Here is a 22,240-nt window from a genome sequence, read left to right as displayed (position 1 = left end):
CCAGCGGCGCCCTTCATGCATCAGAAGCGGTGCGTATAGCCGCTCATCACGCCGAACTGGTTGGCCTTCTGCACGATCGGGCTGTCGGCGGCATCGCCGAGCAGGCGCGTGCCTTCGGCCGAGATGTACCAGTTGCCGTTGCGGCCCACGCGGTGGCTCCATTTCAGGCCGACACCGGCGCTGACCAGGCCGGCCTTCGGCCTGTGCTCGGCGAAGCCGGTGCGCGCCGCCTGTTCCGGGCTGACGCCATACCAGGTCTGCATGTAGCCACGGTTGCCGTAATCGGTGGAGACGCTGCCGCTGACCACGCCGCCGGCCAGGTCGAACAGCGGCATGCTCAGGTTCAGGTGGATCTGCTGGGTGGCCAGGCCGTTTTCGGCCTTGTCCTCGTCCTTGCGGGTGAACTGCCAGGAGCCGCTCAGCACGGCTTCGCCCAGCGTATAACCAGCCGAGACACCGACCAGGGCACGGGAATCGATATCGCCCATGCCGCGCAGGAAGTCCGAACCACCGAGCAGCGAATCCTTGTCCTTGCGGATGCCGCTGGCACCGACGTAGGCGCGCACGCGGGTGTGCTCGCCGAGGGAGGTACCCCAGCCGATGCCACTGGTGCCCAGAAACCAACCTCCCGGCGAGGTGACATCGAAGGACAGCGAAGGCGTCGCACGGTACTCCTCGCTACCGCTGTAGCGCGGTGCCACGCCGCCACCGGCGGCAAGCTCGAAGGTCCAGGGGTCATCCTTGGCGTGGGCGATCGGGGCAGCGAACAGTGGCAACAGGGCCAGGCAGAGCAGGGTGGGGGAACGGCGAAGCTGGGACATGGAAACTCTCGACAATGGGAGGAAAGCAGCGCGCGCATCCAGCGAGTGCTGCAGGGTCGTTAGCGTGGCGATACGCCGGCGACCGATCCGTCCGCAGTTGTGCGGGAGTTGTAATCAACTGTAATTGCGCCCGTGGGCGTTCAGCTGGCAGCCAGCGGCCAGTGCATTTCCAGGCGTGCGCCGCCGAGGGCGGCGCGACCGATGCGCAGCTCGCCGTGGTGGCGTGCGGCAATGCGGCCGACGATCGCCAGGCCAAGGCCGAAGCCGCCGGTGTCGCGGCTGCGGCTGTCATCCAGGCGGGTGAACGGGCGGACCACCTTTTCGCGGTCAGCCTCGGCGATGCCGGGGCCGTCGTCGTCCACGCGCAGGCAGGCGCGCCCGCCCACACCCACCAGCGACACGTCCACCTGCGAGCGCGCGTGGCGCAGGGCATTGCCGACCAGATTGCTCAATGCCAGCTGCAGCAGGCGCGGTTCCGCGTCTACCCGTGGCAGGGTGCTGGGCTGCACGCGCAGCACCACGCCAGCACGTTCGGCATCGCGGCGGGCATCGGCCAGGCAGGCCTGCAGCCAGTCGTTGGCTTCGATCCGCTGCATCGGTTCGCCCTCGCCCGGATGTTCGAGCCGTTCGTAGGCCAGCAGTTCGCTGACCAGCCGGTTGAGCTCGGCCAGGTCGCCATGCAGGCCCTGCGCCAGTCGTTCGCGGCGCTCGCGGTCATCGCTGTCCTGCATCAGGTCCAGGCCGAAGGCCACGCGCGCGATCGGCGTGCGCAGTTCGTGCGAGATCGCATGGGTCAGGTCGCGCTGGCGCTGCACCAGTTCGGCCACGCGTGCGGCCATGCGGTTGGAGTGATCGACGATGACCCGGATCTGCGAGCGTGGCGAAACCTGCGCGCGTGCCTGCAGATCGCCGGCGCCGATGCGGTCGGCATGCACGCGCAGGGCCTCCAGGTCGCGCCAGAGCAGGCGTACCCAGGCGTACAGGCTGGCGCCGACCAGCAGCAGGATGCTGAGGTAGGCCGCGATGGTCATGTACGTCGTCATCTGCACCGCGCCAGGCAGGCGCAGGTGCAACCAGCGACCATCGATGCCTTCGATGGGCAGCAGGACCTGCTGGTACTGATCGCGTACGATGAAGCCATCGGCCTGCACGGCTGCCTGTTCCTGCGGGGCCAGTGCGGGAGGCTTGTCGAGCAGGGTCAATGCGATGCCATAGTGCGGTTGCCACTGCTGCAGGCGCTCACGCTGCTGGCTACCGTCCAGGCCGGCCAGGCCGCTGCGCAGGGCGTACACCTGCCCGCGCACCTGCTGGACGAAAGCGCGATCCTGCACGGGCGTATAGATGCTGTCGAGCACCCGGTTGAGAAAGAATACCGAGGCCAGGAAACAGGCGCCGGTGATGAACCACAGCCACAGGAACAGCCGCTTCATGCCGTCCAGGCCGAGGGATTGAACTGGTAGCCGCGGCCCCACACGGTCTTGATCCGTCGTGGTTCGCGCGCATCGTCGCCGAGCTTGCGGCGCAGCTTGCCGATGCAGACGTCAACGCTGCGGTCCAGGCCGTCGAAGCCGATACCGCGCACCGCCTGCAGGATCTGGTCACGGGACAGGATCTGCCCGGGCTGGCTGGCCAGCAGCCACAGGATCTCGAATTCGGTGGTGCCCACGTCCACCGTGGCGCCGTGCAGGTGGACCTCACGCTGCATGCGGTCGATCAGCAGTTCACCGTGCATCAGCCGGCTGGGCGTGCCGGTGTTGCTGCTGCCGTGGCGGCGGCGCAGCAGGGCGCGCAGCCGGGCCAGAAGCAGGCGTGGTTCGATGGGCTTGTGCACATAGTCATCGGCGCCCGATTCCAGGCCCAGCACCTGTTCGATGTCGTCCTCGCAGGCGGTCAGCATCAGGATCGGCACGTCGGAGAAGCTGCGGATCTGCCGGCACACGTCGATGCCGCCCAGGCCGGGCAGCATCAGGTCCAGCACCACCAGCTCCGGCGCGTGCTGGCGGCAGGCGGCGCCGGCCAGGTCGCCGCGTGCGATGTGCTGTACGGCGAAGCCATGCTGGTGGAGGTAGTCGCTCACCAGTTCGGCCAGGCGACGGTCGTCCTCTACCAGCATGACCGACGTAGGCGAACTGCTGGTGGTGGGATGCCAGGGCGATGGCTGCATGGGTGGGGCCTCCGTGCCCGGGCAGGAGCGCCCGGCGGCGCAGCCTAGCAACGCCCCATGACGACTGCCTGAATCGCGGCCAACCTGATAACCGCCGGTACGGGCGTCATCGCCAGCGGCTTTCAGCGGGCGGCCCCGGCTGGCCTATGGTGGCGGTTTCCCCGGATGGAGCCTGGTGCAATGAGCGACCCGCAGTGGCAACTGGAAACCCTGGCCGTGCACGGCGGTTACCGTCCCGACCCAACCACCCGCGCGGTGGCGGTGCCGATCTACCAGACCGTGGCGTATGCCTTCGATGACACCCAGCATGGCGCCGATCTGTTCGACCTGAAGGTGCCCGGCAACATCTACACGCGCATCATGAACCCCACCACCGACGTGCTGGAGCAGCGCCTGGCCGCACTGGAAGGTGGCATCGGTGCGCTGGCGCTGGCCTCGGGGCAGGCCGCGATCACCTATGCCCTCCAGACCATCGCCGAGGCCGGTGACAACATCGTCGCCTCCAGCGCGCTGTACGGCGGCAGCCTCAACCTGCTGGCACACACGCTGCCGCAGTACGGCATCCAGGCGCGCTTCGCCGACCCGGCCGATTCTTCTGCGTTCGCCGCGTTGATCGACGAGCGCACCAAGGCGGTGTTCGTCGAATCGATCGGCAACCCGCGCGGCAATGTCACCGACATCGCCGCCATCGCCGAGGTCGCGCATGCTGCGGGTGTGCCGCTGATCGTCGACAACACCGTGGCTACGCCGTTCCTGCTGCGCCCGTTCGAGCACGGTGCCGACATCGTCGTGCACTCGCTGACCAAGTACCTGGGCGGCCACGGCAACAGCCTCGGCGGCGCCATCATCGACTCCGGCCGCTTCGACTGGGCGGCGCAGCCGAAGCGTTTCGCGCGCCTCAACCAACCCGACCCCAGTTACCACGGCGTGGTCTATACCGAAGCACTGGGGCCAGCGGCCTACATCGGCCGCGCGCGGGTGGTGCCGCTGCGCAATACCGGTGCCGCGTTGTCGCCGTTCAATGCGTTCCTGATCCTGCAAGGCATCGAGACCCTGGCGCTGCGCATGGAACGCATCAACGCCAATGCACTGGCCGTCGCGCAGTTCCTGAAGGCGCACGACAAGGTCGCCTGGGTGCGTTACGCGGGACTGGCCGACGATCCCGAGCATGCCGCCGCGCAGCGCTACCTGGGCGGGCATGGCTCGGGCGTACTGACCTTCGGCCTGCCGGGTGGACGCGAGGCTGGCGCGCGCTTCCTCGACGCGTTGAAGCTGTTCACCCGCCTGGTCAACCTGGGCGACGCAAAGTCGCTGGCCACCCATCCGGCCTCGACCACCCATCGGCAGCTGGATGCAGCGGAGCTGGCCAAGGCCGGGGTCAGCGAAGATACCGTGCGGCTGTCGATCGGCATCGAGCACATCGGCGACCTGCGCGCCGACCTGGAGCAGGCCCTGGCCGCCGCCTGATAGCCACGCGCTTGGTGCATATCGCCTCAGGCGATCACCGCCGGCCACGCGATGCGCTACGGTGGAACTGCCTCTCCAAGGCGTGGCAACGTGGCGATCCAGATCCCCGGTCGATGCGGGTCGACCGGGGATCTTTTTGTTTCCGGGGTCAGATCCGTTTTCCTGCCGAAAACGGATCTGACCCCGTGCGCCGCCGTGTCGACCAAGGTCGACATCCACCAACAGCAGCGGGGAACTGTCGAAGGCGGGGTGGGTCCGGTTGCGGGAGTGTCCGCGGCATGGATGCCGCGGCCAAGCCCCCATGGAAGGGTTTACGGCGTCTCCCGCAATCGGACCCACCCCGCCATCCCACGCTATGCCAGCTTTTGCCGTTGCCGTTGTTTCGGCAGGTGCAGGGCTGCAAGCCCTGCCGCACGCGCCCCCCTCACACCACCGGGATGCTGTGCTGCCCCAGGTTCCGGTACGGCGGCGTGGACATCACCATCTCCGCCAGCGAATAGGCCAGCTCACGCTCGGCCATCACCGTGCCATCGGCACCATGCTCCAGCAGATGCTTCACTTCGGCATCGCTGTGCGCACGTGCCAGCAGGGTCAGGTCGGGGTTGATCGCCCGCAGCTTGGCCAGCGCCTCACCGGCTTCCAGCGGCTGTGGGATCGCCAGCACCGCGATCTTGGCGCGTTCCGGGTGGGCCTCGGCCAGCACCCGGTCGGCAGCGGCACTGCCGCGGATCGCCGCCAGGCCCTTGGCGTGCGCTTCCTCGACGTGTTCCTTGTTGTCATCGATCACCAGCACCGGCACGCCACGGTCGCGCAGCACCTGCGCCAGTTCGCTGCCGACGCGGCCATAGCCGATCACGATGGCGTGGTCATGCAGATCGCGCGACGGGCCGGTCGCCTCTTCCGGCTCCGGCGTTTGCGGCTGCTTTTCCTGCTTGGCCTGCCAACGGTCGAGCAGGCCGAACACCAGTGGGTTGAGCATGATCGACACCAGCGCGCCGGCCAGCACCAGCGACTGGCCTTCCTTCGGCAGGATCTGCAGCGCCACGCCGAGGCCGGCGATGATGAAGGCGAACTCGCCGATCTGCGCCAGGCTGGCCGAGATGGTCAGCGCGGTGCTGGTCGGGTGGCCGAATGCGCGCACGATGAAGAACGCCGCGGCCGACTTGCCGAACATGATGATGGCCACCGTCGCCAGCACCTGCCACGGGTGCTGCACGAGGATGTTGGGGTCGAACAGCATGCCGACCGAGACGAAGAACAGCACCGCGAACGCATCGCGCAGCGGCAGCGAATCGTGCGCGGCCTTGTGGCTCAGTTCCGATTCGTTGAGCAGCATGCCAGCGAAGAACGCGCCCAGCGCGAACGAGACGCCGAACAGCATCGCAGAGCCGAACGCCACGCCCAGCGCGATCGCCAGCACCGACAGAGTGAACAGCTCACGCGAACCGGTACCGGCGATGCGCTCCAGGATCCACGGGATGACCCGGCGCCCGACCACCAGCATCACCGCCACGAACAGGCCCAGCTGCACGAAGGTCCAGCCGATGTCGGCCAGCACGCTGCCCAGCGAGTGCGATTCCTTCGCTGCATCGGGGCCGAACACCCCCGCCATCACCGGCATCATCACCAGTGCCAGCACGCAGGCCAGGTCTTCCACGATCAGCCAGCCGACCGCGATCTTGCCGCGCATCGTCTCCAGCAGGCGGCGTTCTTCCATCGCCCGCAACAGCACGACGGTACTGGCCGTGGCCAGCGAGAAACCGAAGATGACGCCATGGATGGCTGGCCAGCCCATCAGCGAGGCCACGCCCCAGCCGAGCAGGGTGGCCACTGCGATCTGGCCGATGGCACCGGGAATGGCGATGGCCTTGACCGCCATCAGGTCCTTCAGCGAGAAGTGCAGGCCGACACCGAACATCAGCAGCATCACGCCCAGTTCGGCCAGCTGGTTGGCCAGCGCCTGGTCGGCGACGAAGCCGGGGGTGAACGGACCTACGCAGATGCCAGCAACCAGGTAACCGACCAGGGGAGACAAGCGGAGCTTGTTGGCCAGCGCGCCGAAGATGAAGGCGAGCCCCAGGCCAACGGCAACGATGTTGATCAGGTCGGTGTCATGGTGCATCGGCACTCGCAGGAAATCGGGGGAATGCCCCGATTTTCACCGATGCGGCCACATACGGCAAACCCGGCCAGCGTATCGGATCGTTGCGTGGGCGGCTTGTGCGGGCGAGATATCAAGCCTTGTTGAGAGATGGCAGGCCCTGACGGGCCGAATGGTGCCTACCTATGGGGGGCTCCAGGCGTAGCCGTCGATGATCACACCATCTGCCGGCGCTGGGTCTCTTCCAGGGCAGGCTCGGCCTGCTGCGGCGAGGCGGCCAGCTGCTTGTCCAACTCATGAATCTGCCGCAGCGACTCCGCAACGGGTGGCTGAAGGGCCGTTTCAATGTTGATGTGGGCACGCAGATGGCCCGGGTCATCCAAGGCTCCTTGAATGACGAAGATGTTCTCCGGCCTTGGGGGCTGACCAGCCGGCAAGCCCAATACCACATGGTCGATCCGCTCCAGACCTTGTGCCCGGGCAAGTTGGGTGAGGCTGGCCGCCATGCGTTGGCTGGATTCATCAGATGCGCGACCCAGCGATGCGTCCAGCGCGTGGACGCCGGCGAGTGCCTGCTGGTGAAGCGATGCCGAGGCATCGCTCAGCGATGGGATGCTGGTTTCCGGCCGTTCGGTTGCCGGTTGCGGCTGCGAAGGACTGGTGGGCCGCACGCGCTCTGCCTTGCGAATGGACTCGATCAGCTCCCGCGGTGTATCGGTGAACAGCAGTTCGCCTGCATCCAGGGACTGCCCGGTAACCTTGTTCACGGTACTGGTCGCCCACGATGCGCAGGTATTGCCATATGACCAGGTGACATTTTCGCCCAAGGCCTGGTCAAGTCGCTTGACCTGCTCGGGAGTCAATTCGTAATAGCGTGAGGCCGAAGGTGTGGCCCGGGCTTCCATGCCTTCGCGGATGTCCGAACCTGGGCCATTGTCCTCAACGAGTGGATGGTTGTCTGGCCACAGGCCATGGAACGTCGTATGGCCGTTTCGCGTCACCGAGATCCAGGCGTGGCCGTCCACGAACTGATTGAACGACCCCTGTGTATTGGGGTCTACGTGACTATGGATGCCGAGGACGACCTTGTCGCTCATGGGATGCCCTTACGGAAAAATCTGTGTTTCGCCATCGGCGTACAGCATCACCACGCGCGGCGCCATCAAGGGAATTTCCTGACGGGCCGGGCCAGCAGGTCCGGGCTTCACGTCGCGCCGCAGCATGGTTGTGCATTGGCCGGATATGGGGCAGCGATCAACAACGACTTTCATGGTGTCCCCTTCCACGACATAGCTCATCCCTGCCGCGTAATACATGCTTTCCATCGGTTCATTGAACTGGACCTGGAGCTTCGACGCGGAGAGCTGGGTGACGACGACCGGCTCAAGGCTCGATTTGGAATAGCTGGGTTTCACGTGATCTCCTGAACACCCTGACAGGGGGGCCGCCAGCGCAACCCACGCGAGCGCAGCGTACACATGGCGGCGAGTGATGCAGGCTCTCGTCACGGAGCGGCTCCTTCGTTGGTCCGCTGATTATGCACGGGACGACCTATGAGGCGCGTGCAACAGAGCACAGCCTGGAAACCGGGTGCAGGAGCTGGCAACGGTATACGGTCAGGACCGCGCCTGCCCCGAGGCCGCGGTGTGTGGAGCAGCGCCGGGCAGGGCCCGGCGCACCCATTACCGCTTACCAGGTGTACTTGATCCGCCCGTACACATACGCGCCGTTGAAGCCGAACGGCGAGTAGTTGCTGTACGGCAGCATGCCGAAGGTGGAGTTCTGCAGGTCTTCGGTGCGGTCCGGGTACTTGTCCAGCAGGTTGTCGGCGCCCACGGTCAGGGTCCAGTTGCTGCTGGGCTTGTAGCTGGCCGAGGCATCCACCACCCAGGCATCGCCGTAGGTCTGGTCGCGCAGCGCGGTGGCAGAGTTGCGCACGGTGAATTTGCCGTAGCGGGTCGCGGCCAGGCCCAGTTCCCAGTGGTCCGAACGCCAGGTGCCGCTCAGGATCGCCTTGTCGCGCGGGTAGCTGTCCTCGATGCGACCGATCTCATCACGGCCGATCAGCGACTGGGTCAGGCCCAGCGTGCCGAATACCGCCGGAGTGCCGCCGACACGGCGCACTTCGGTGTCGTTGTAGCTGTAGGCGGCGGTCAGCTCCAGGCTGCTGGCGCTGAACGGCACCGTGTAGCTGGAGACAAAGTCGACACCGCGGGTGCGCGTATCCAGGCCGTTGGTGAAGTAGGAGAACGCGGTCACCTGCGGCAGGCCCAGGGTGCCCAGCAGCGCGCTGGTCGCGGCATTGGTGGTGATGCTCGACGACAGCGCGATGCGGTCATCGATGTCGATCTGGTAGGCATCGACGGTGATGTACAGGCGGTCGACCGGCTGCAGTACCAGGCCCAGGCTGTAGGAGGTGGAAGTCTCGGCCTTCAGCGGCGAGGCGCCCAGCGCCTGCGCGGCCGGGCTGGTGGTCGGGAAGGTGCCGCGCTCGACGAACACGCCATTGAGGAACTGGCTGGTGACCGCCTGGTAGCCCTGCTGCGCCAGCGATGGTGCACGGAAGCCGCTGGAGGCGGTGGCACGCAGCGCGACCTTGTCGGTGAACGCATAGCGCGCCGACAGCTTGCCCGAGAAGCGGTCGCCGAAGTCCGAGTAGTCCTCGTAGCGGCCGGTGATGCCGGCCGAGAACTTCTCGGTCAGGTCCGCTTCCAGGCCGGCGTAGACCGCGTAGTTGTGGCGGTCGGCATGCACTTCATTGGTCGGGGTGAAGCCCGCGAAGCCCTGCGCGCCGCTGCCGGTGTACGAGTTCAGTTCGCCCGGGTTCTGGTCCCACTTCTCCTTGCGGTACTCACCGCCGAAGGACAGCGTGACCGGGTAGGCCAGGCCCCAGTCCAGCGACTTGGTCAGATCGGCATTGAAGATGTCCTGCTGGTACTTCAGCGTACCGTCGTAGAACGAGCGCGGGCTGGTCGCACCGAGGCTGTAGTTGATGCTGTTGCGGGTGTGGAAATCGAGGGTGTTCTCGCCGTGGTTCAGGCTCAGGTCCCAGGTCCAGCCGCTGTCGGTGTTGCCCTTGACCCCGGCCACCAGCGAGCGGTCCTTGGAATACTGGTTGATCTCCGGCACGTAGCCGTCCGGGTAGGTCTGCGCCAGCAGCGCGCTCTGCCCGCTGTGGTTGCGCGAGCGGTAGAACGCGAACGAGGTGATGTCGCGGTTGCTGAGCAGCGCGCTGGCGTAGCCGGTCACGTGGTCGCTGAAATCGAAGCTGGCGTTGGCGGAGGCTGCGGTGGCGTCCACGCGCGGGTCGCCGACGATGAAGGTCTTCTGGCCGATGCTCGGGAAGTTGCCGGTGTTCGGCGTGGTGCCGCGGTACGGGCCGGCGCGGTTGCTCTCGTCCTGCTGGCTGATCTGGCCGGCCACGTGCACGCGGCCACGGCCGTTGCCGAACTCGACGCCGGTATCGCCGGAAAGCTGGTACTTGTTGCCGTCGCCGGCCGAGTACTGGCCGTAGTCCACTGCCAGGCTGCCGCCACGGCCGCTGCCCTTGAGCACGATGTTGATGACGCCGGCGATGGCGTCCGAGCCGTACTGCGCCGAGGCGCCGTCGCGCAGCACTTCCACCCGCTCGATGGCGGCGATCGGGATCGCGTTGATGTCCACCGCCGACGAGCCACGGCCGATGCTGCCGTTGACGTTGATCATCGCCGAGGTGTGGCGCCGCTTGCCGTTGACCAGCACCAGCACCTGGTCCGGCGACAGGCCGCGCAGCTGCGCCGGGCGCACGCCGCTGGTGCCGTCGGTCAGGGCAGGGCGTGGGAAGTTCAGCGAGGGCAACGCGCGCGAGAGCGCCGTGGCCAGTTCGCTGGTGCCGGTGGACTGCAGCGCTTCGGGGGTGATGATGTCGATCGGCGACTGCGATTCGGCGACCGTGCGGTCGGCCACGCGGGTGCCGGTGACGATCACCGTGTCCAGGGTGTTGGCGGCGGTGCCGGCCTGCTGGGCGGCGGCGACGAACGGAGAGCCACCGAGTGCGACAGCGACGGCGGCGGCGATCAGGCTGGTCTTGCGGGTCATCGGGATGGGGCTCCGGTTGGCGGGGGCGGCACCGGAATCGACATCACGGGGGTGAGGCGGACGGCGGTTGTTGCGGTGCGCAATACAGCAATTAACGGGATATTCAGTGCCTGTCAAATGCCGGTCATCGGAAAAAACGTTGCAGCAGCAACCATTTAGCCCGGACAGGCATCGGCGGGGAGGAGACCCGGGACGCGCGCGGCGGGGACGTGGGAGAGAGGAACGTCGGCCACTGCGCATCCCGGGACGCGTCAAGTATTCGTTAACGCTAGAATTGCGTCGCAGGAACAGTGCTCACCAGCACATTCCATCCGGTTATATGGACCCCTCCCCCGATGATCTCCCTTCGTAATTTCGCCTTGCGCCGCGGCGAGCGGCTGCTGTTGTCCAATGTCGACCTGACCCTGCACGCCGGTTACCGGGTAGGTGTGGTCGGCCGCAACGGTGCTGGCAAATCCAGCCTGTTCGCGGCGGTGAAGGGCGAGCTGGAGGCCGACAAGGGTGACGTCGACCTGCCCGGCAAGGTCCGTATCGCCAGCGTGGCCCAGGAAACTCCGTCGCTGCCGGACCCGGCGCTGAGCTTCGTGCTGGGCGGCGATACCGAGGTGGCCGCGGTGCTGGCCGAAGAGGCCGAGGCAACCGCCCGCGAAGACTGGGAGGCGGTGGCCAACGCACACACGAAGATGGCCGAGATGGGCGCCTACGACGCCGAAGCGCGCGCCGGCAAGCTGCTGCACGGGCTCGGCTTCCCCGCCGAGACGCACCACCGCGCGGTGTCTTCGTTCTCCGGTGGCTGGCGCGTGCGCCTGAACCTGGCCCGTGCGCTGATGATGCCCAGCGACCTGCTGCTGCTCGACGAACCGACCAACCACCTCGATCTGGACGCGGTGTACTGGCTGGAACAGTGGCTGCTGAAGTACCCGGGCACCCTGCTGCTGATCTCGCATGACCGCGAGTTCCTCGACAACGTGGCCACCCACACCCTGCACCTGCACGGCGGCGGCGCCAAGCTCTACCCGGGCGGCTACACCGATTTCGAGCGCCAGCGCGCCGAACAGCTGCGCCAGCAGCAGATCGCGCACGAGAAGGAGCAGGCCGAGCGTGCCCACCTGCAGAGTTTCATCGACCGCTTCAAGGCGCAGGCCAGCAAGGCCGCGCAGGCGCAGAGCCGCATGAAGCGCCTGGCCAAGCTGGCCGGCACCGAAGCGGTGCGCGCCGAACGCGAGTTCCGCATCGAGTTCGCGCCGCCGGCCAAGCTGCCGTTCTCGCTGATCCGCCTGAACCACGTCGAGGCCGGCTATGGCAAGGACGCGGTGATCCTGCACAACGTCGGCTTCGGCCTGGAAGCGGGCCAGCGGATCGGCCTGCTCGGCCCGAACGGTGCCGGTAAGACCACCCTGGTGAAGACCCTGGTGGGTGAACTGGCGCCGATCGTTGGCGAGCGCATGGCGCATCCGGACCTGAAGATCGGCTACTTCGCCCAGCACACGGTGGAGTCGCTGCACGAAGGCCAGTCGCCGATGGAGCATTTCCGCGAGATCGCCCCGGACGCACCGAACCAGTCGTTCCGCGATTTCCTTGGCAAGTGGAATTTCCCGGGCGACCGCGCGTTCGAGCCGGTCGATGGTTTCTCCGGCGGCGAGCGCGCGCGCCTGGCGCTGGCGCTGATCGCCTGGCAGCAGCCGAACGTGCTGCTGCTGGACGAACCGACCAACCACCTTGACCTGGAAATGCGCGAAGCCCTGGCCGAAGCGCTGGCCACCTTCGAAGGCGCGATCGTGATGGTCTCGCATGACCGCCACCTGATCGGCCTGGTCTGCGATACCTACTGGCGCGTGGCCGATGGCGTGGTCGAACCGTTCGATGGCGACCTGGACGCCTACGCCGCGTGGCTGCGCACCCGCCCGCAGGCGCAGGGCACGAAGGCGCGCATGGAGCAGGTGGAAGAGCCGGTGGTGGTCAAGACCGCCCCGGTGGCGCAGGTGGTGCAGAAGAAGCCGGTGAACCCGCACAAGCTGGCGGCCGCCGAGGCCAAGGTGGCCGAGCTGGAAGGTGCGCTGGCCGAACTGGATCGCCAGCTGGCCGATCCGGCCAACTACGCCGATGCGACCCGCATGGCCGTGCTTGGCCGCGATCGGGAAACCGCCGCCGCGCAGCTGGAAAAGGCTGAAGCGGCGTGGATGGAGCTGCTGGAGTCCTGACCGGTCGTGCTGGCCGCTGGCCGGCAGCGCGATGCGCTCACAAGGATCCAGGGGTTGCCGGCCAGCGGCCGGCACTACCTACACGCGCTGCGCCTGCAGCCACTCGCGGAAGCGCTTGGCCGGCTCGCGTTCGGCGCGCGAGCGCAGCCGCGTCAGCCAGTAGCGGCCCAGCTCCAGCGTGGTGCCGAACGGCTGCAGCAGGCGGCCTTCGGCCAGTTCCTGCTCGAACATGCGCAGCGGCAGCAGCGCGACGCCGGCTCCCCCGGCGGCGGCCATCGCCACCGTCAGCGAGGAATCGAACACCGGCCCGCGCGCTTCCACGCCGCTGACGCCGGCCGCCTGCAGCCAGCGCGGCCATTCGTCGCTGCGGTAGGAGCGCAACAACGGCAGCGTGGCCAGGTCGCGCGGCTGTTTCAGCCGCCGCGCCAATGCGGGTGCGCACAGTGGCGCGAAGGGCGCATCGAGGATCGCCGTGCAGGCCTGGCCCTGCCAGTCGCCATCACCGAAGCGGATGGCCAGGTCCAGCCCTTCGCCGGCCAGGTCGATGCGGTTGTTGTGGGTCTGCAGGCGCAGCTCGATATCCGGGTGCGCGGCCTCGAATGCGGCCAGCCTTGGCAGCAGCCAGCCGGTGGCGAAGGTACCGACCACGCCCAGCGTCAGCACTTCACGGGCCGGCCCGCCGGTGTAGCGCGCGATGCTGGCAGAGATGCGTTCGAACGATTGGTTGAGCACCGGATACAGCGCCGCGCCTTCGTCGGTGAGGGCCACGCCGCGCGGCAGGCGATGGAACAGGCGGATGCCGAGCCGGTCCTCCAGCCCACGGATCTGATGGCTCAGCGCGGCCTGGCTGACACACAGCTCCAGCGCGGCACGGGTGAAGTTCTGGTGGCGGGCGGCGGCCTCGAACGCGCGCAGGGCGTTCAACGGCAGGGTGGGGTGCAGCATCGTGCAGTCGTGAGCTGGAGTGATGGCTGATCCTACCCTGTCAATGAAGTTGTTCCTAACAGCAGTGGGTTGAATGCAGCAGCCATGAATAATATTCATGTCTCTCGCTGATATTTCGCGCTGGTCGCCCATCGTGCTGGCCTGAATAATCGAGTGGTTGCCAGGAGATTCCGTATGCTCGCCCGTCGCCGATTCCTGCAGTTCAGTGGTGCCGCCGTCGCTTCTTCGCTTGCCCTGCCGTTGCTGGCGCGTGCGGCAGGCAAGGCCAGCGCACGCGCACCGACCGAGGCTGCCATTACCACCGCCAACGATTTCGCAGCGCTGGAGATGGCCTGCGCCGGCCGCCTGGGCGTGACCCTGCTCGACACCGCCAGCGGCCGCCGTTTGGGTCATCGCCAGGATGAGCGCTTCCCGATGTGCAGTACCTTCAAGAGCATGCTGGCGGCCACCGTGCTCAGCCAGGCCGAGCGCATGCCGGCATTGCTGGACCGGCGCGTGCCGGTGCGCGATGCCGATCTGCTCACGCACGCACCGGTCACCCGTCGCCACGCCGGCAAGGACATGACCGTGCGCGATCTGTGCCGGGCCACGATCATCACCAGCGACAACACCGCCGCCAACCTGCTGTTCGGCGTGGTCGGTGGCCCGCCCGCAGTGACCGCGTTCCTGCGCGCGAGCGGTGATGCGGTGAGCCGCAGTGACCGGCTGGAGCCGGAGCTGAACAGCTTTGCCGAGGGCGATCCACGCGATACCACCACGCCGGCGGCGATGGCCATGACCCTGCAGCGTGTGGTGCTGGGCGATGTGCTGCAACCGGCGTCGCGGCAGCAGTTGTCCGACTGGCTGATCGACAATGAAACCGGAGATGCCTGCCTGCGCGCGGGACTCGGCAAGCGCTGGCGGGTGGGTGACAAGACCGGCAGCAATGGTGAAGACGCGCGCAACGACATCGCCGTCCTGTGGCCCTTGTCCGGCGGCGCGCCGTGGGTGCTGACCGCCTATCTGCAGGCCGGCGCGATCAGCAACGAGCAACGCGCCGGGGTGCTGGCGCAGGTGGGGCGCATTGCCGATCGCCTGATCGGTTGAGGTAACCGGGAGTCATCCAGAAACGGCTTGCCGGATCGGTTCAGCGCGCGCATCCTGCGCGCGTTCCAACCCCACGGAAGACCCCGATGAGCCATGAGTTGATCTACCTGCTGCTGATCTTCGCGCTGCTGGTGATCCCGCGCGCGTTGCAGCGTTTCAGCCTGCCTGCCCCGTTGACCTGCCTGTTGTTCGGCATCATCGGCATGCTCTGGCTGGGGGATCAGGCACATGATGCGGTTATCGGACTGCTGGCCACCCTGGGCATTTCCTCGCTGTTCCTGTTTGCCGGCCTGGAAGTGGATCTGCAGGCGCTGCGCCGGGGCATGTGGCCGCTGCTGGCACATCTGGTCATCCGTACCGGCACATTGTTCGGCGTCGGCTGGTTGGCCTGGCGTTACGCAGGATTGCCGTGGCAGGCCGCCGGGCTGCTGGCGTTGGCGCTGCTGACGCCCTCCACCGGCTTCATCATGGACTCGCTGTCGCGGCTTGGCCTGAGCGAGGACGAACGGTTCTGGGTGACCAGCAAGGCCATCGCCGGCGAACTGCTGGCGCTGGCGGCGTTGTTCATCGTGCTGCAGGCCGGTGATCCGGGGCACATGGCGCTGTCCAGCCTGGCGCTGCTGGCGATGATGGTCGGCCTGCCGCTGCTGTTCATCGCGCTGGGCCGCTGGGTGGCGCCGCACGCGCCGGGCTCGGAGTTCTCGCTGCTGGTAATGGTCGGCATGGTGGCGGCCTACATCACCTACCTGCTGGGCGTGTACTACCTGGTCGGCGCGTTCATCGCCGGCCTGGTCGCGCGCCTGCTGCACCAGCGCATGCCGCTGCTGGCCTCGCACGAGAACCTGCACGCGCTGCGCCTGTTCGCTTCGTTCTTCGTGCCGTTCTATTTCTTCAATGCCGGCACCAAGGTGCCCAGCGAAGCCCTCAGTTTCGAGGCGCTGGGGCTGGGCATCGTGATCACCCTGGTGGTGCTGCCGCTGCGCATCGGCGTGGTCTGGCTGCAGCGCCGGGTGATGTTCGGCGAGAGCTTCCGCAGCAGCCTGCGGGTCTCGCTGGCGCTGGCTCCGACCCTGATCTTCACCCTGGTGCTGGCGGCGATCATGCGCGAGCGTTTCCAGATTCCAGCGGTGCTGTTCGGCGCGCTGCTGCTGTACGCCGCACTGACCACGCTGCTGCCGTCGCTGGTGTTCCGCACACCGTTCGATGTCGATCCGGTGGAGCAGGAGCCCGCGGGCGAGGGCGAGGCCGCACCGGTGGCGGCCACCGAAGTCATCCATGCCGAGCCGCTGAAGGCGCCGCTGCCACCGCAGGGCTGAGCCGCAGCCGCGTGCAGCGGCTTGCACTCCCGCGCGCCAACACAGACACTGCGCGCCCGTGAAGCGCGCCCTGTCGTGGGCGGCCACAGTCAGGAGCAACAGGCGTGACCCAGGAAAGCAACCCAGACCGCAGCCTGTTGCCGGGCAAGATCCTGTTGTGGTTCTCGGCGGTCGCGCTGCTGGTCCTGCTGGGCTGCAGCTGGTCGATGCCCCCGGTCGATGCCTCCGGTTTCCGGCAGACGCAGACTGCACTGTCGGTCGACTGGTTGCTGCGCGGCGGTCCCTGGCTGGACTACGTGACCCCGGTGCTGGGCGCGCCCTGGTCGATCCCGTTCGAGTTCCCGTTTTACCAGTGGTTGGCGGCGTTGCTGTCCAGCGTCACCGGCATGAGTGCCGACAACAGCGGGCGGCTGGTCTCCACCGTCTTCCATGCCGGCTGCATCTGGCTGGTCTACCGCACGCTGCTGGCATGGCGCCCTGACCGCACGCTGGCGCTGTGCGTGGCCGGCGCATTCGCCGTCTCACCGTACGCGCAGTTCTGGGGGCGCTCGGTGATGATGGAGTCCAGCGCGGTGTTCTTTGGCCTGCTCTTTGTCTGGGCGATGGCACGCCTGCGCAGCCAGCCGCGCGTGTGGGTGGGCCTGGTTGCCGTCGTCGCGGCGGTGCTGTCGGCGGCCATCAAGGTGACTTCGTTCTTCGGCTTTGCCGCGTTCGTTGCACTGGCCTTCCTGTGGCTGGCCCTGCGCGAGCACGGCTGGCGCCCGCGGTGGCTGCAGCAGCATTGGCAGCTGCTGTTCTGGGGTGGCCTGTCCGCGCTGGCCGTGCTGGCCACGCTCAGCCTGTGGCTGCAGCATGCCGATGCACTGAAGGCGCAGTCGGCGCTGGGCCGGCAGATCACCTCCGATGCACTGTCCACCTGGAATTACGGCACCCTGCAGCAGCGTCTGGATCCGGCTACCTGGTGGGGCACGGTGTTCAAGAAGCGCTTCTCCGGTGCGATCGGCTCCAACTGGATCTTCCTGGTCTTCGTCATCGCCGGGCTGTGGCAGAAGCGCACGCGCACGGCGGTGGCTGTCCTGCTGCTGGCCTACCTGGCGCCGTTCCTGGTCTTCACCAACCTGCACATCGCCCATCCCTACTACCAGGCGGCCAATATCGTGTTCGCCACGTCGATCATCGGCCTGGTGCTGTGGTCGACGGTGCTGGCGGCCGAAGCGGCGGGCAAGCCGCGCCGTGGCGTTGCGCTGGCGATCTTCCTGTGCGTGTTGTCGGTGGGCTTTGGCCTGGTGAAGTCGCTGAAGGACATCAAGGAAGCACGCGAGCCGACACCGGTTTCACAGATCGCCGAGGCCATCCGGACCGGCACCACGGCGCAGGGCGTGGTGGTCGCGTTCGGCCAGGACTGGTCCTCCGAGCTGCCGTATTTCTCCGGCCGCCGTGCCGTGATGATTCCGGACTGGGCCTCGGACGACGTGCTTGCGTCGTTGGCCGCAGATGATGCAGCACTGGGGGGCTTGCCGCTGGCCGCACTGGTCAACTGCCCCAGCCAGGTAGGCAGCAGCCCCGAGCGCGTGCAATGGCTGGTCGAGATCACCCGCCGCTATGCCGCCGGTGGCCGGAAGCAGGACGTGGGCGGTTGCGAGGTCTGGCTGCACCACTGAGGTGAGGTGGCCGGTGCGCAGGGTTTGCGCGCATCGGCCGGGGTCGTTAGGGTTGGGGCATGAAACTGCCTGCCGTTGTCACCGCTTCCGCCCTCCTGCTCAGCCTTGCTGCCTGTTCGCAGCGTTCCGATACGGTCGCCCATGATCTGGCGACCGCACCGGCCGATGCCTTCATGGCCGCCATCGCCGCGCATTGCGGCCAGGCCTATGAGGGCCGGGTGGTCGAGGACACGCCGGCGCCGACCGGCAAGGACCCGTTCGCCGGCCAGCGCCTGGTCATGCATGTGCGCGGCTGTGCCGACCCTGCCCACGAGCTGCGGATTCCCTTCCATGTGGGGGATGACCACTCGCGCACCTGGGTGCTGAGCCGTACCGAAAATGGCCTGCGGCTGAAGCACGACCATCGCCACGAAGACGGCAGCCCCGACGCGATCACCCTGTACGGGGGCGACAGCACGCCGCCGGGCACCGCTGAGCGCCAGCAGTTCCCGGCGGACACCGATTCGGTGGCGATGTTCCGTCGTGCCGACATGCTTGCGTCCACGCACAACACCTGGGCGATGGAGATCGACCCGGACCAGACCTTCGTCTACGAGCTGGCCCGCCCGGACGGCCGCCGCTTCCGCGTGAAGTTCGACCTGAGCAAGCCGGTCGATCTGCCGCCGCCGCCGTGGGGCGACGACAAAGCGCCCGCACCGTGATCGCGAGGTCGGATGCCTCCTGTGGAGCGCTCCGACCCTGGAAAGACCCCCGGCAGACCCGCGCCATGCGTGGATGCGGGAGACCTGGTCGGGTCAGAGTCCCGGCCGCTGGCCAGGGATCCGACCCCGCAACTCAACGCGTACCGAAGCGCGCCCGGCAACCATTGCTCACCCACACCTGGCCACGTGCGTAGCCCCAGCTGCGGCCCTCCTGGCAGGCGCTGCCGGACAGCTGCTGCTGCAGCACCGGCCGGCCCTGGCGCTCATCCCAGTCGCAGTTCTGCGTGCGGTTGTTGTTGCTGCTGCAGGTGATGGAGTAGTTGCTGTTACCGCCGCCCCAGCCACCGCCCCCGCCGCCACCCCATCCGCGAGCTTCGGCGAATTCGGCGCGGCAGCCGTTGCTGACCCACACCGCGCCATTGCGCACCCCCCAGGTACGGCCTTCGTCGCAGGGGCTGCCTGACAGCTGGCGGACCAGGCGGGCGTTGCGCCAGCCGACCGGGCAGCTGCGTTCGCGATTGTTCTGGCTCTCACAGCGGATGGTCTCGCCGGGGCGGCCGTTGTTGCCGCCCCAGCCACCGCCGTTGCCGCCGCCCCAGCCACCACGGGCTTCGACGAATTCGGCGCGGCAGCCATTGCTGACCCAGATGCTGCCATTGCGGCTGCCCCAGGTGCGGCCCTCGTCGCAGGCGCTGCCGGACAGCTGGCGGACCAGCTGCGCATTGCGCCAGCCTGTATTGCACACGCGTTCTCGGTTGTTCTGGCTCTCGCAACGGATCACCCCGCTTTGCGCGGCGGCCGGGGCAGAGGGCAGGGCGAGCGTGGCGATGGTGCCCAGGCTCAGGGTCACGGCCAGGCTGGCCAGGGACAGCGGATTCATGGCGGCATCCCATACGGTGGCAGGTGCCTGACTATAGGGAGGGGGATGATCAAGCCGGTGTGACTGGCCGGATTTGCCCCGGCCGGGGCCTCGGCCGCAGAATACGAGGCTTTCCGGCCCCCATCCGGCGCCGGCGTTCTCCAGCGGAGCTTCCCCCAATGCGTACCCACTTCTGCGGCCTGGTCGACGAGACCCTGATTGGCCAGACTGTCACCCTCGCCGGTTGGACCGACGTGGCCCGTAACCAGGGCGGCGTCTGCTTCATCGATCTCCGCGATCATGAAGGCATCGTGCAGGTGACCGTGGAGGTCGACAACGCCGAAGTGTTCGCCGTGGCGGCCTCGCTGGGCTACGAGGACGTGCTGCAGGTGGAGGGCGTCGTGCGCGCCCGCCACGCGGTGAACGACAAGATGCGCACCGGCAAGGTGGAAGTGATCGCCACCGCTATCACCGTGCTGAACAAGGCTGCGCCGCTGCCGTTCCACGCCCACGAGAACCCGGGCGAGGAAACCCGCCTGAAGTACCGCTACCTGGACCTGCGCCGTCCGGAAATGCAGCGCATGCAGCGCACCCGCATCAAGCTGGTGCAGGCCCTGCGCCGCCACCTGGACGAGAAGGGCTTCCAGGACATCGAGACCCCGATCCTGACCAAGGCCACCCCGGAAGGCGCGCGCGACTTCCTGGTGCCGGCGCGCATGCACCCGGGCGAGTTCTACGCCCTGCCGCAGAGCCCGCAGCTGTTCAAGCAGATCCTGATGGTGGCCGGCTTCGACCGTTACTACCAGATCGCGCGCTGCTTCCGCGACGAAGCGCTGCGTGCCGACCGCCAGCTGGAGTTCACCCAGCTGGACATGGAATTCGCCTTCGTGCGCGAGCGCGACGTGCAGGACTTCGTCGAAGACATGATCCGCGCCATCTTCAAGGAAGTGGTCGACGTCCAGCTGGATGCCAGCTTCCCGCGCATGACCTGGGCCGAGGCGATGCGTCGCTACGGTTCGGACAAGCCGGACCTGCGCATCGCGCTGGAGCTGGTCGACGTGGCTGAACTGGTCAAGGACAGCGAGTTCGCTGTGTTCACCGGCCCGGCCAACGATGCCGAAGGCCGCGTCGCCGCGCTCCGCATCCCGGGCGGTGCAGCGCTGAGCCGCAAGCAGATCGACGAGTACGCCGCGCACGCTGCCAAGTACGGCGCCAAGGGCCTGGCCTACATCAAGATCGCCGACAACGGCGAGGTCAGCTCGCCGATCCAGAAGTTCTTCAGCGAGGCCTCCTTCGCCGCGCTGGTCGCCCATGTCGGCGCCGGCAACGGCGACATCGTGTTCTTTGGCGCTGGTGGCTACAACAAGGTCTCCGACTTCATGGGTGCGCTGCGCCTGAAGGCCGGCAAGGACTTCGGCCTGGTCGCCGACGGCTGGGCGCCGCTGTGGGTCACCGACTTCCCGATGTTCGAATGGGACGAGGAAGAACAGCGCTACGTCGCCCTGCATCACCCCTTCACCGCACCGGCCGTGGATGACATCGCCGACCTGCGCGCCAACGCCCGTACCGCCGTTTCGCGCGGCTACGACATGGTGCTCAACGGCAATGAAATCGGCGGCGGTTCGATCCGTATCCACCGCCCGGACATGCAGAGCGCAGTGTTCGAGCTGCTCGGCATCGGCGCCGAAGAGGCGCGCGCCAAGTTCGGATTCCTGCTCGACGCGCTGAACTACGGCGCGCCGCCGCACGGTGGCATCGCCTTCGGCATCGACCGCATCGCCGCGCTGATGGCCGGCACCGAATCGATCCGCGACGTCATCCCGTTCCCGAAGACCACCGGTGCACAGGATCTGATGACCGACGCGCCGTCGCCGATCGTCGACGCGCAGCTGGCCGAAGTGCACATCCAGGTTCGCCCCAAGACCAATTGATCAGGAGATCCAGGCAATGACCGAGTTTGCGTTTTCGCTGGAGTGGGAAAAGCTGGGCAATGAAGGCTCCGAGGCCAACCTGGTCACCGAGCGTGCACGTGTGTTCGGTGGTTGGCTGGTCCGCGTCGGTACCAACCCGGCGGCGATGGCCCTGACCTTCGTCGCCGACGGCGAAGGCCGTTGGGACGGTGAAGACTTCGGCGTCGAGGATTACGAGGACGACGAAGAGGAAGAGTACGACGAGGACGAGGAAGGCGAGGAAGAAGAGGACGAGGACGAAGAGGAGTACGAGGAAGAGGACGAGGAAGAAGAAGCGGAGTCGCCTGAAAAGGCTTGACCCCCGCTTCGCCCTGGCGTCAACTTCCTGCATGTATTCGATCCGCCGCGCCACTGTGGACGATGCGCCGACCCTGTCGGCGCTGGCCGCCCGCACGTTCACCGAAACCTTCGGCCATCTGTACCCGCCGCAGGACCTGCAGGCCTTCCTGGAGGAGGCCTACACGGTCGAGCGCCAGCGCGTGATCCTGGCCCACCCCGATTACGCGGTGTGGCTGCTGGAACTGGATGGGGAGGCGGTCGGCCATGCCGCCGCCGGACCCTGTGGCCTGCCGCATCCGGATGTGAAGCCCGGTGATGGCGAACTCAAGCGCCTGTACCTGATCAAGACGCAGCAGAGCTGCGGCTGGGGCAGCCGCCTGCTGGAAACCGCGCTGGCCTGGCTGGAGCGCGAAGGCCCGCGCACGCTGTGGCTGGGCGTGTGGTCGGAGAACTTCGGCGCGCAACGCTTCTACGCCCGCTATGGTTTCGAGAAGGCCGGCGAGTACCTGTTCCCGGTCGGCGATACCAACGATCTTGAATTCATCCTGCGCCGCGCACCGCGCGCGGCCTGACGTTCACTGCCGCTTGCTGC

At 67.3% G+C, this 22,240-nt stretch carries 18 protein-coding genes; 9 read left to right on the top strand and 9 right to left on the bottom strand.

Translation table 11 applies throughout. The features are described from left to right. Positions 1-20 precede the first annotated feature (20 nt). The 3 genes from ACMGRF_RS13935 to ACMGRF_RS13925 form a co-directional block, all read right to left on the bottom strand. Complete coding sequence (locus tag ACMGRF_RS13935) at positions 21-821, bottom strand: MipA/OmpV family protein (RefSeq protein WP_049412119.1); 801 nt, start codon at positions 819-821, stop codon at positions 21-23. A gap of 140 nt (positions 822-961) precedes the next feature. Continuing rightward, positions 962-2,251 carry an ATP-binding protein gene (locus ACMGRF_RS13930; protein WP_414485322.1) on the bottom strand — a complete coding sequence of 430 codons (1,290 nt, stop codon included), beginning with the start codon at positions 2,249-2,251 and terminating at the stop codon, positions 962-964. After that, a complete protein-coding gene (locus ACMGRF_RS13925) occupies positions 2,248-2,985 on the bottom strand; it encodes a response regulator transcription factor (RefSeq protein WP_005418539.1) in 738 nt (245 codons plus the stop codon). The genes ACMGRF_RS13930 and ACMGRF_RS13925 overlap by 4 nt, the downstream gene beginning before the upstream one ends. A gap of 180 nt (positions 2,986-3,165) precedes the next feature. On the opposite strand from ACMGRF_RS13925, the gene ACMGRF_RS13920 reads away from it, so the two are divergent. After that, positions 3,166-4,452, top strand: a complete 1,287-nt coding sequence (locus tag ACMGRF_RS13920; RefSeq protein ID WP_262257690.1) for an O-acetylhomoserine aminocarboxypropyltransferase/cysteine synthase family protein — start codon at positions 3,166-3,168, stop codon at positions 4,450-4,452. A gap of 424 nt (positions 4,453-4,876) precedes the next feature. Here the strand turns inward: ACMGRF_RS13920 and ybaL are convergent, their stop codons facing one another. From ybaL to ACMGRF_RS13900, 4 genes are all read right to left on the bottom strand, one after another. Further along, the gene (gene ybaL, locus ACMGRF_RS13915; RefSeq protein WP_099487614.1) at positions 4,877-6,574 is read right to left on the bottom strand and encodes a YbaL family putative K(+) efflux transporter; all 1,698 of its coding nucleotides are present in this window, start codon (positions 6,572-6,574) and stop codon (positions 4,877-4,879) included. Between the two features lie 194 nt (positions 6,575-6,768). After that, entirely contained in the window at positions 6,769-7,650 is an 882-nt protein-coding gene (locus ACMGRF_RS13910; protein ID WP_053090845.1) for an XVIPCD domain-containing protein, read from the bottom strand. A 9-nt stretch (positions 7,651-7,659) separates the two neighbouring features. Next, positions 7,660-7,968, bottom strand: a complete 309-nt coding sequence (locus ACMGRF_RS13905; protein ID WP_005418535.1) for a hypothetical protein — start codon at positions 7,966-7,968, stop codon at positions 7,660-7,662. A 274-nt stretch (positions 7,969-8,242) separates the two neighbouring features. After that, a complete protein-coding gene (locus ACMGRF_RS13900) occupies positions 8,243-10,630 on the bottom strand; it encodes a TonB-dependent receptor plug domain-containing protein (protein WP_072167662.1) in 2,388 nt (795 codons plus the stop codon). Positions 10,631-10,965: 335 nt separating this feature from the next. Between ACMGRF_RS13900 and ACMGRF_RS13895 the strand changes: the two genes are divergently transcribed. Beyond that, a complete protein-coding gene (locus ACMGRF_RS13895; RefSeq protein ID WP_019660143.1) occupies positions 10,966-12,831 on the top strand; it encodes an ABC-F family ATP-binding cassette domain-containing protein in 1,866 nt (621 codons plus the stop codon). 78 nt (positions 12,832-12,909) lie between these two features. Here the strand turns inward: ACMGRF_RS13895 and ampR are convergent, their stop codons facing one another. Beyond that, positions 12,910-13,776, bottom strand: coding sequence for a LysR family transcriptional regulator AmpR (gene ampR / locus ACMGRF_RS13890; RefSeq protein WP_414485321.1), 867 nt, complete (start codon positions 13,774-13,776; stop codon positions 12,910-12,912). Positions 13,777-13,950: 174 nt separating this feature from the next. On the opposite strand from ampR, the gene blaL2 reads away from it, so the two are divergent. The 4 genes from blaL2 to ACMGRF_RS13870 all read left to right on the top strand — a co-directional run bounded on the left by blaL2 (position 13,951) and on the right by ACMGRF_RS13870 (position 18,540). Then, positions 13,951-14,862 (top strand): L2 family extended-spectrum class A beta-lactamase, encoded by a 912-nt coding sequence (gene blaL2 / locus ACMGRF_RS13885; RefSeq protein WP_049415333.1) that lies wholly within the window; start codon positions 13,951-13,953, stop codon positions 14,860-14,862. A gap of 86 nt (positions 14,863-14,948) precedes the next feature. After that, positions 14,949-16,178, top strand: coding sequence for a cation:proton antiporter (locus tag ACMGRF_RS13880; protein ID WP_049415334.1), 1,230 nt, complete (start codon positions 14,949-14,951; stop codon positions 16,176-16,178). Positions 16,179-16,282: 104 nt separating this feature from the next. After that, positions 16,283-17,839 carry an ArnT family glycosyltransferase gene (locus ACMGRF_RS13875; RefSeq protein ID WP_164284078.1) on the top strand — a complete coding sequence of 519 codons (1,557 nt, stop codon included), beginning with the start codon at positions 16,283-16,285 and terminating at the stop codon, positions 17,837-17,839. A 59-nt stretch (positions 17,840-17,898) separates the two neighbouring features. After that, a complete protein-coding gene (locus ACMGRF_RS13870) occupies positions 17,899-18,540 on the top strand; it encodes a hypothetical protein (RefSeq protein ID WP_049415336.1) in 642 nt (213 codons plus the stop codon). A gap of 133 nt (positions 18,541-18,673) precedes the next feature. Here the strand turns inward: ACMGRF_RS13870 and ACMGRF_RS13865 are convergent, their stop codons facing one another. Then, a complete protein-coding gene (locus tag ACMGRF_RS13865; protein WP_049415338.1) occupies positions 18,674-19,420 on the bottom strand; it encodes a DUF3011 domain-containing protein in 747 nt (248 codons plus the stop codon). Between the two features lie 158 nt (positions 19,421-19,578). Between ACMGRF_RS13865 and aspS the strand changes: the two genes are divergently transcribed. The 3 genes from aspS to ACMGRF_RS13850 are packed head-to-tail and all read left to right on the top strand — an operon-like array spanning position 19,579 to position 22,220. Further along, a complete protein-coding gene (gene aspS / locus ACMGRF_RS13860) occupies positions 19,579-21,330 on the top strand; it encodes an aspartate--tRNA ligase (protein ID WP_049415340.1) in 1,752 nt (583 codons plus the stop codon). Between the two features lie 16 nt (positions 21,331-21,346). Beyond that, the gene (locus ACMGRF_RS13855; RefSeq protein WP_049441305.1) at positions 21,347-21,667 is read left to right on the top strand and encodes a hypothetical protein; all 321 of its coding nucleotides are present in this window, start codon (positions 21,347-21,349) and stop codon (positions 21,665-21,667) included. A 31-nt stretch (positions 21,668-21,698) separates the two neighbouring features. Next, complete coding sequence (locus ACMGRF_RS13850; RefSeq protein ID WP_049415346.1) at positions 21,699-22,220, top strand: GNAT family N-acetyltransferase; 522 nt, start codon at positions 21,699-21,701, stop codon at positions 22,218-22,220. Positions 22,221-22,240 lie beyond the last annotated feature (20 nt).

It is taken from the genome of Stenotrophomonas sp. EMP41 (assembly GCF_047495535.1).
GTDB lineage: Bacteria > Pseudomonadota > Gammaproteobacteria > Xanthomonadales > Xanthomonadaceae > Stenotrophomonas > Stenotrophomonas sepilia.
This window is presented reverse-complemented; position numbering and strand designations above follow the sequence as displayed.

Bases quoted from the DNA above. Each gene is read 5' to 3' on its own strand.
- ACMGRF_RS13935 (WP_049412119.1), bottom strand. From the start codon at position 821: ATGTCCCAGCTTCGCCGTTCCCCCACCCTGCTCTGCCTGGCCCTGTTG.
- ACMGRF_RS13930 (WP_414485322.1), bottom strand. From the start codon at position 2,251: ATGAAGCGGCTGTTCCTGTGGCTGTGGTTCATCACCGGCGCCTGTTTC.
- ACMGRF_RS13925 (WP_005418539.1), bottom strand. From the start codon at position 2,985: ATGCAGCCATCGCCCTGGCATCCCACCACCAGCAGTTCGCCTACGTCG.
- ACMGRF_RS13920 (WP_262257690.1), top strand. From the start codon at position 3,166: ATGAGCGACCCGCAGTGGCAACTGGAAACCCTGGCCGTGCACGGCGGT.
- ybaL (WP_099487614.1), bottom strand. From the start codon at position 6,574: ATGCACCATGACACCGACCTGATCAACATCGTTGCCGTTGGCCTGGGG.
- ACMGRF_RS13910 (WP_053090845.1), bottom strand. From the start codon at position 7,650: ATGAGCGACAAGGTCGTCCTCGGCATCCATAGTCACGTAGACCCCAAT.
- ACMGRF_RS13900 (WP_072167662.1), bottom strand. From the start codon at position 10,630: ATGACCCGCAAGACCAGCCTGATCGCCGCCGCCGTCGCTGTCGCACTC.
- ACMGRF_RS13895 (WP_019660143.1), top strand. From the start codon at position 10,966: ATGATCTCCCTTCGTAATTTCGCCTTGCGCCGCGGCGAGCGGCTGCTG.
- ampR (WP_414485321.1), bottom strand. From the start codon at position 13,776: ATGCTGCACCCCACCCTGCCGTTGAACGCCCTGCGCGCGTTCGAGGCC.
- blaL2 (WP_049415333.1), top strand. From the start codon at position 13,951: ATGCTCGCCCGTCGCCGATTCCTGCAGTTCAGTGGTGCCGCCGTCGCT.
- ACMGRF_RS13880 (WP_049415334.1), top strand. From the start codon at position 14,949: ATGAGCCATGAGTTGATCTACCTGCTGCTGATCTTCGCGCTGCTGGTG.
- ACMGRF_RS13870 (WP_049415336.1), top strand. From the start codon at position 17,899: ATGAAACTGCCTGCCGTTGTCACCGCTTCCGCCCTCCTGCTCAGCCTT.
- ACMGRF_RS13865 (WP_049415338.1), bottom strand. From the start codon at position 19,420: ATGAATCCGCTGTCCCTGGCCAGCCTGGCCGTGACCCTGAGCCTGGGC.
- aspS (WP_049415340.1), top strand. From the start codon at position 19,579: ATGCGTACCCACTTCTGCGGCCTGGTCGACGAGACCCTGATTGGCCAG.
- ACMGRF_RS13855 (WP_049441305.1), top strand. From the start codon at position 21,347: ATGACCGAGTTTGCGTTTTCGCTGGAGTGGGAAAAGCTGGGCAATGAA.
- ACMGRF_RS13850 (WP_049415346.1), top strand. From the start codon at position 21,699: ATGTATTCGATCCGCCGCGCCACTGTGGACGATGCGCCGACCCTGTCG.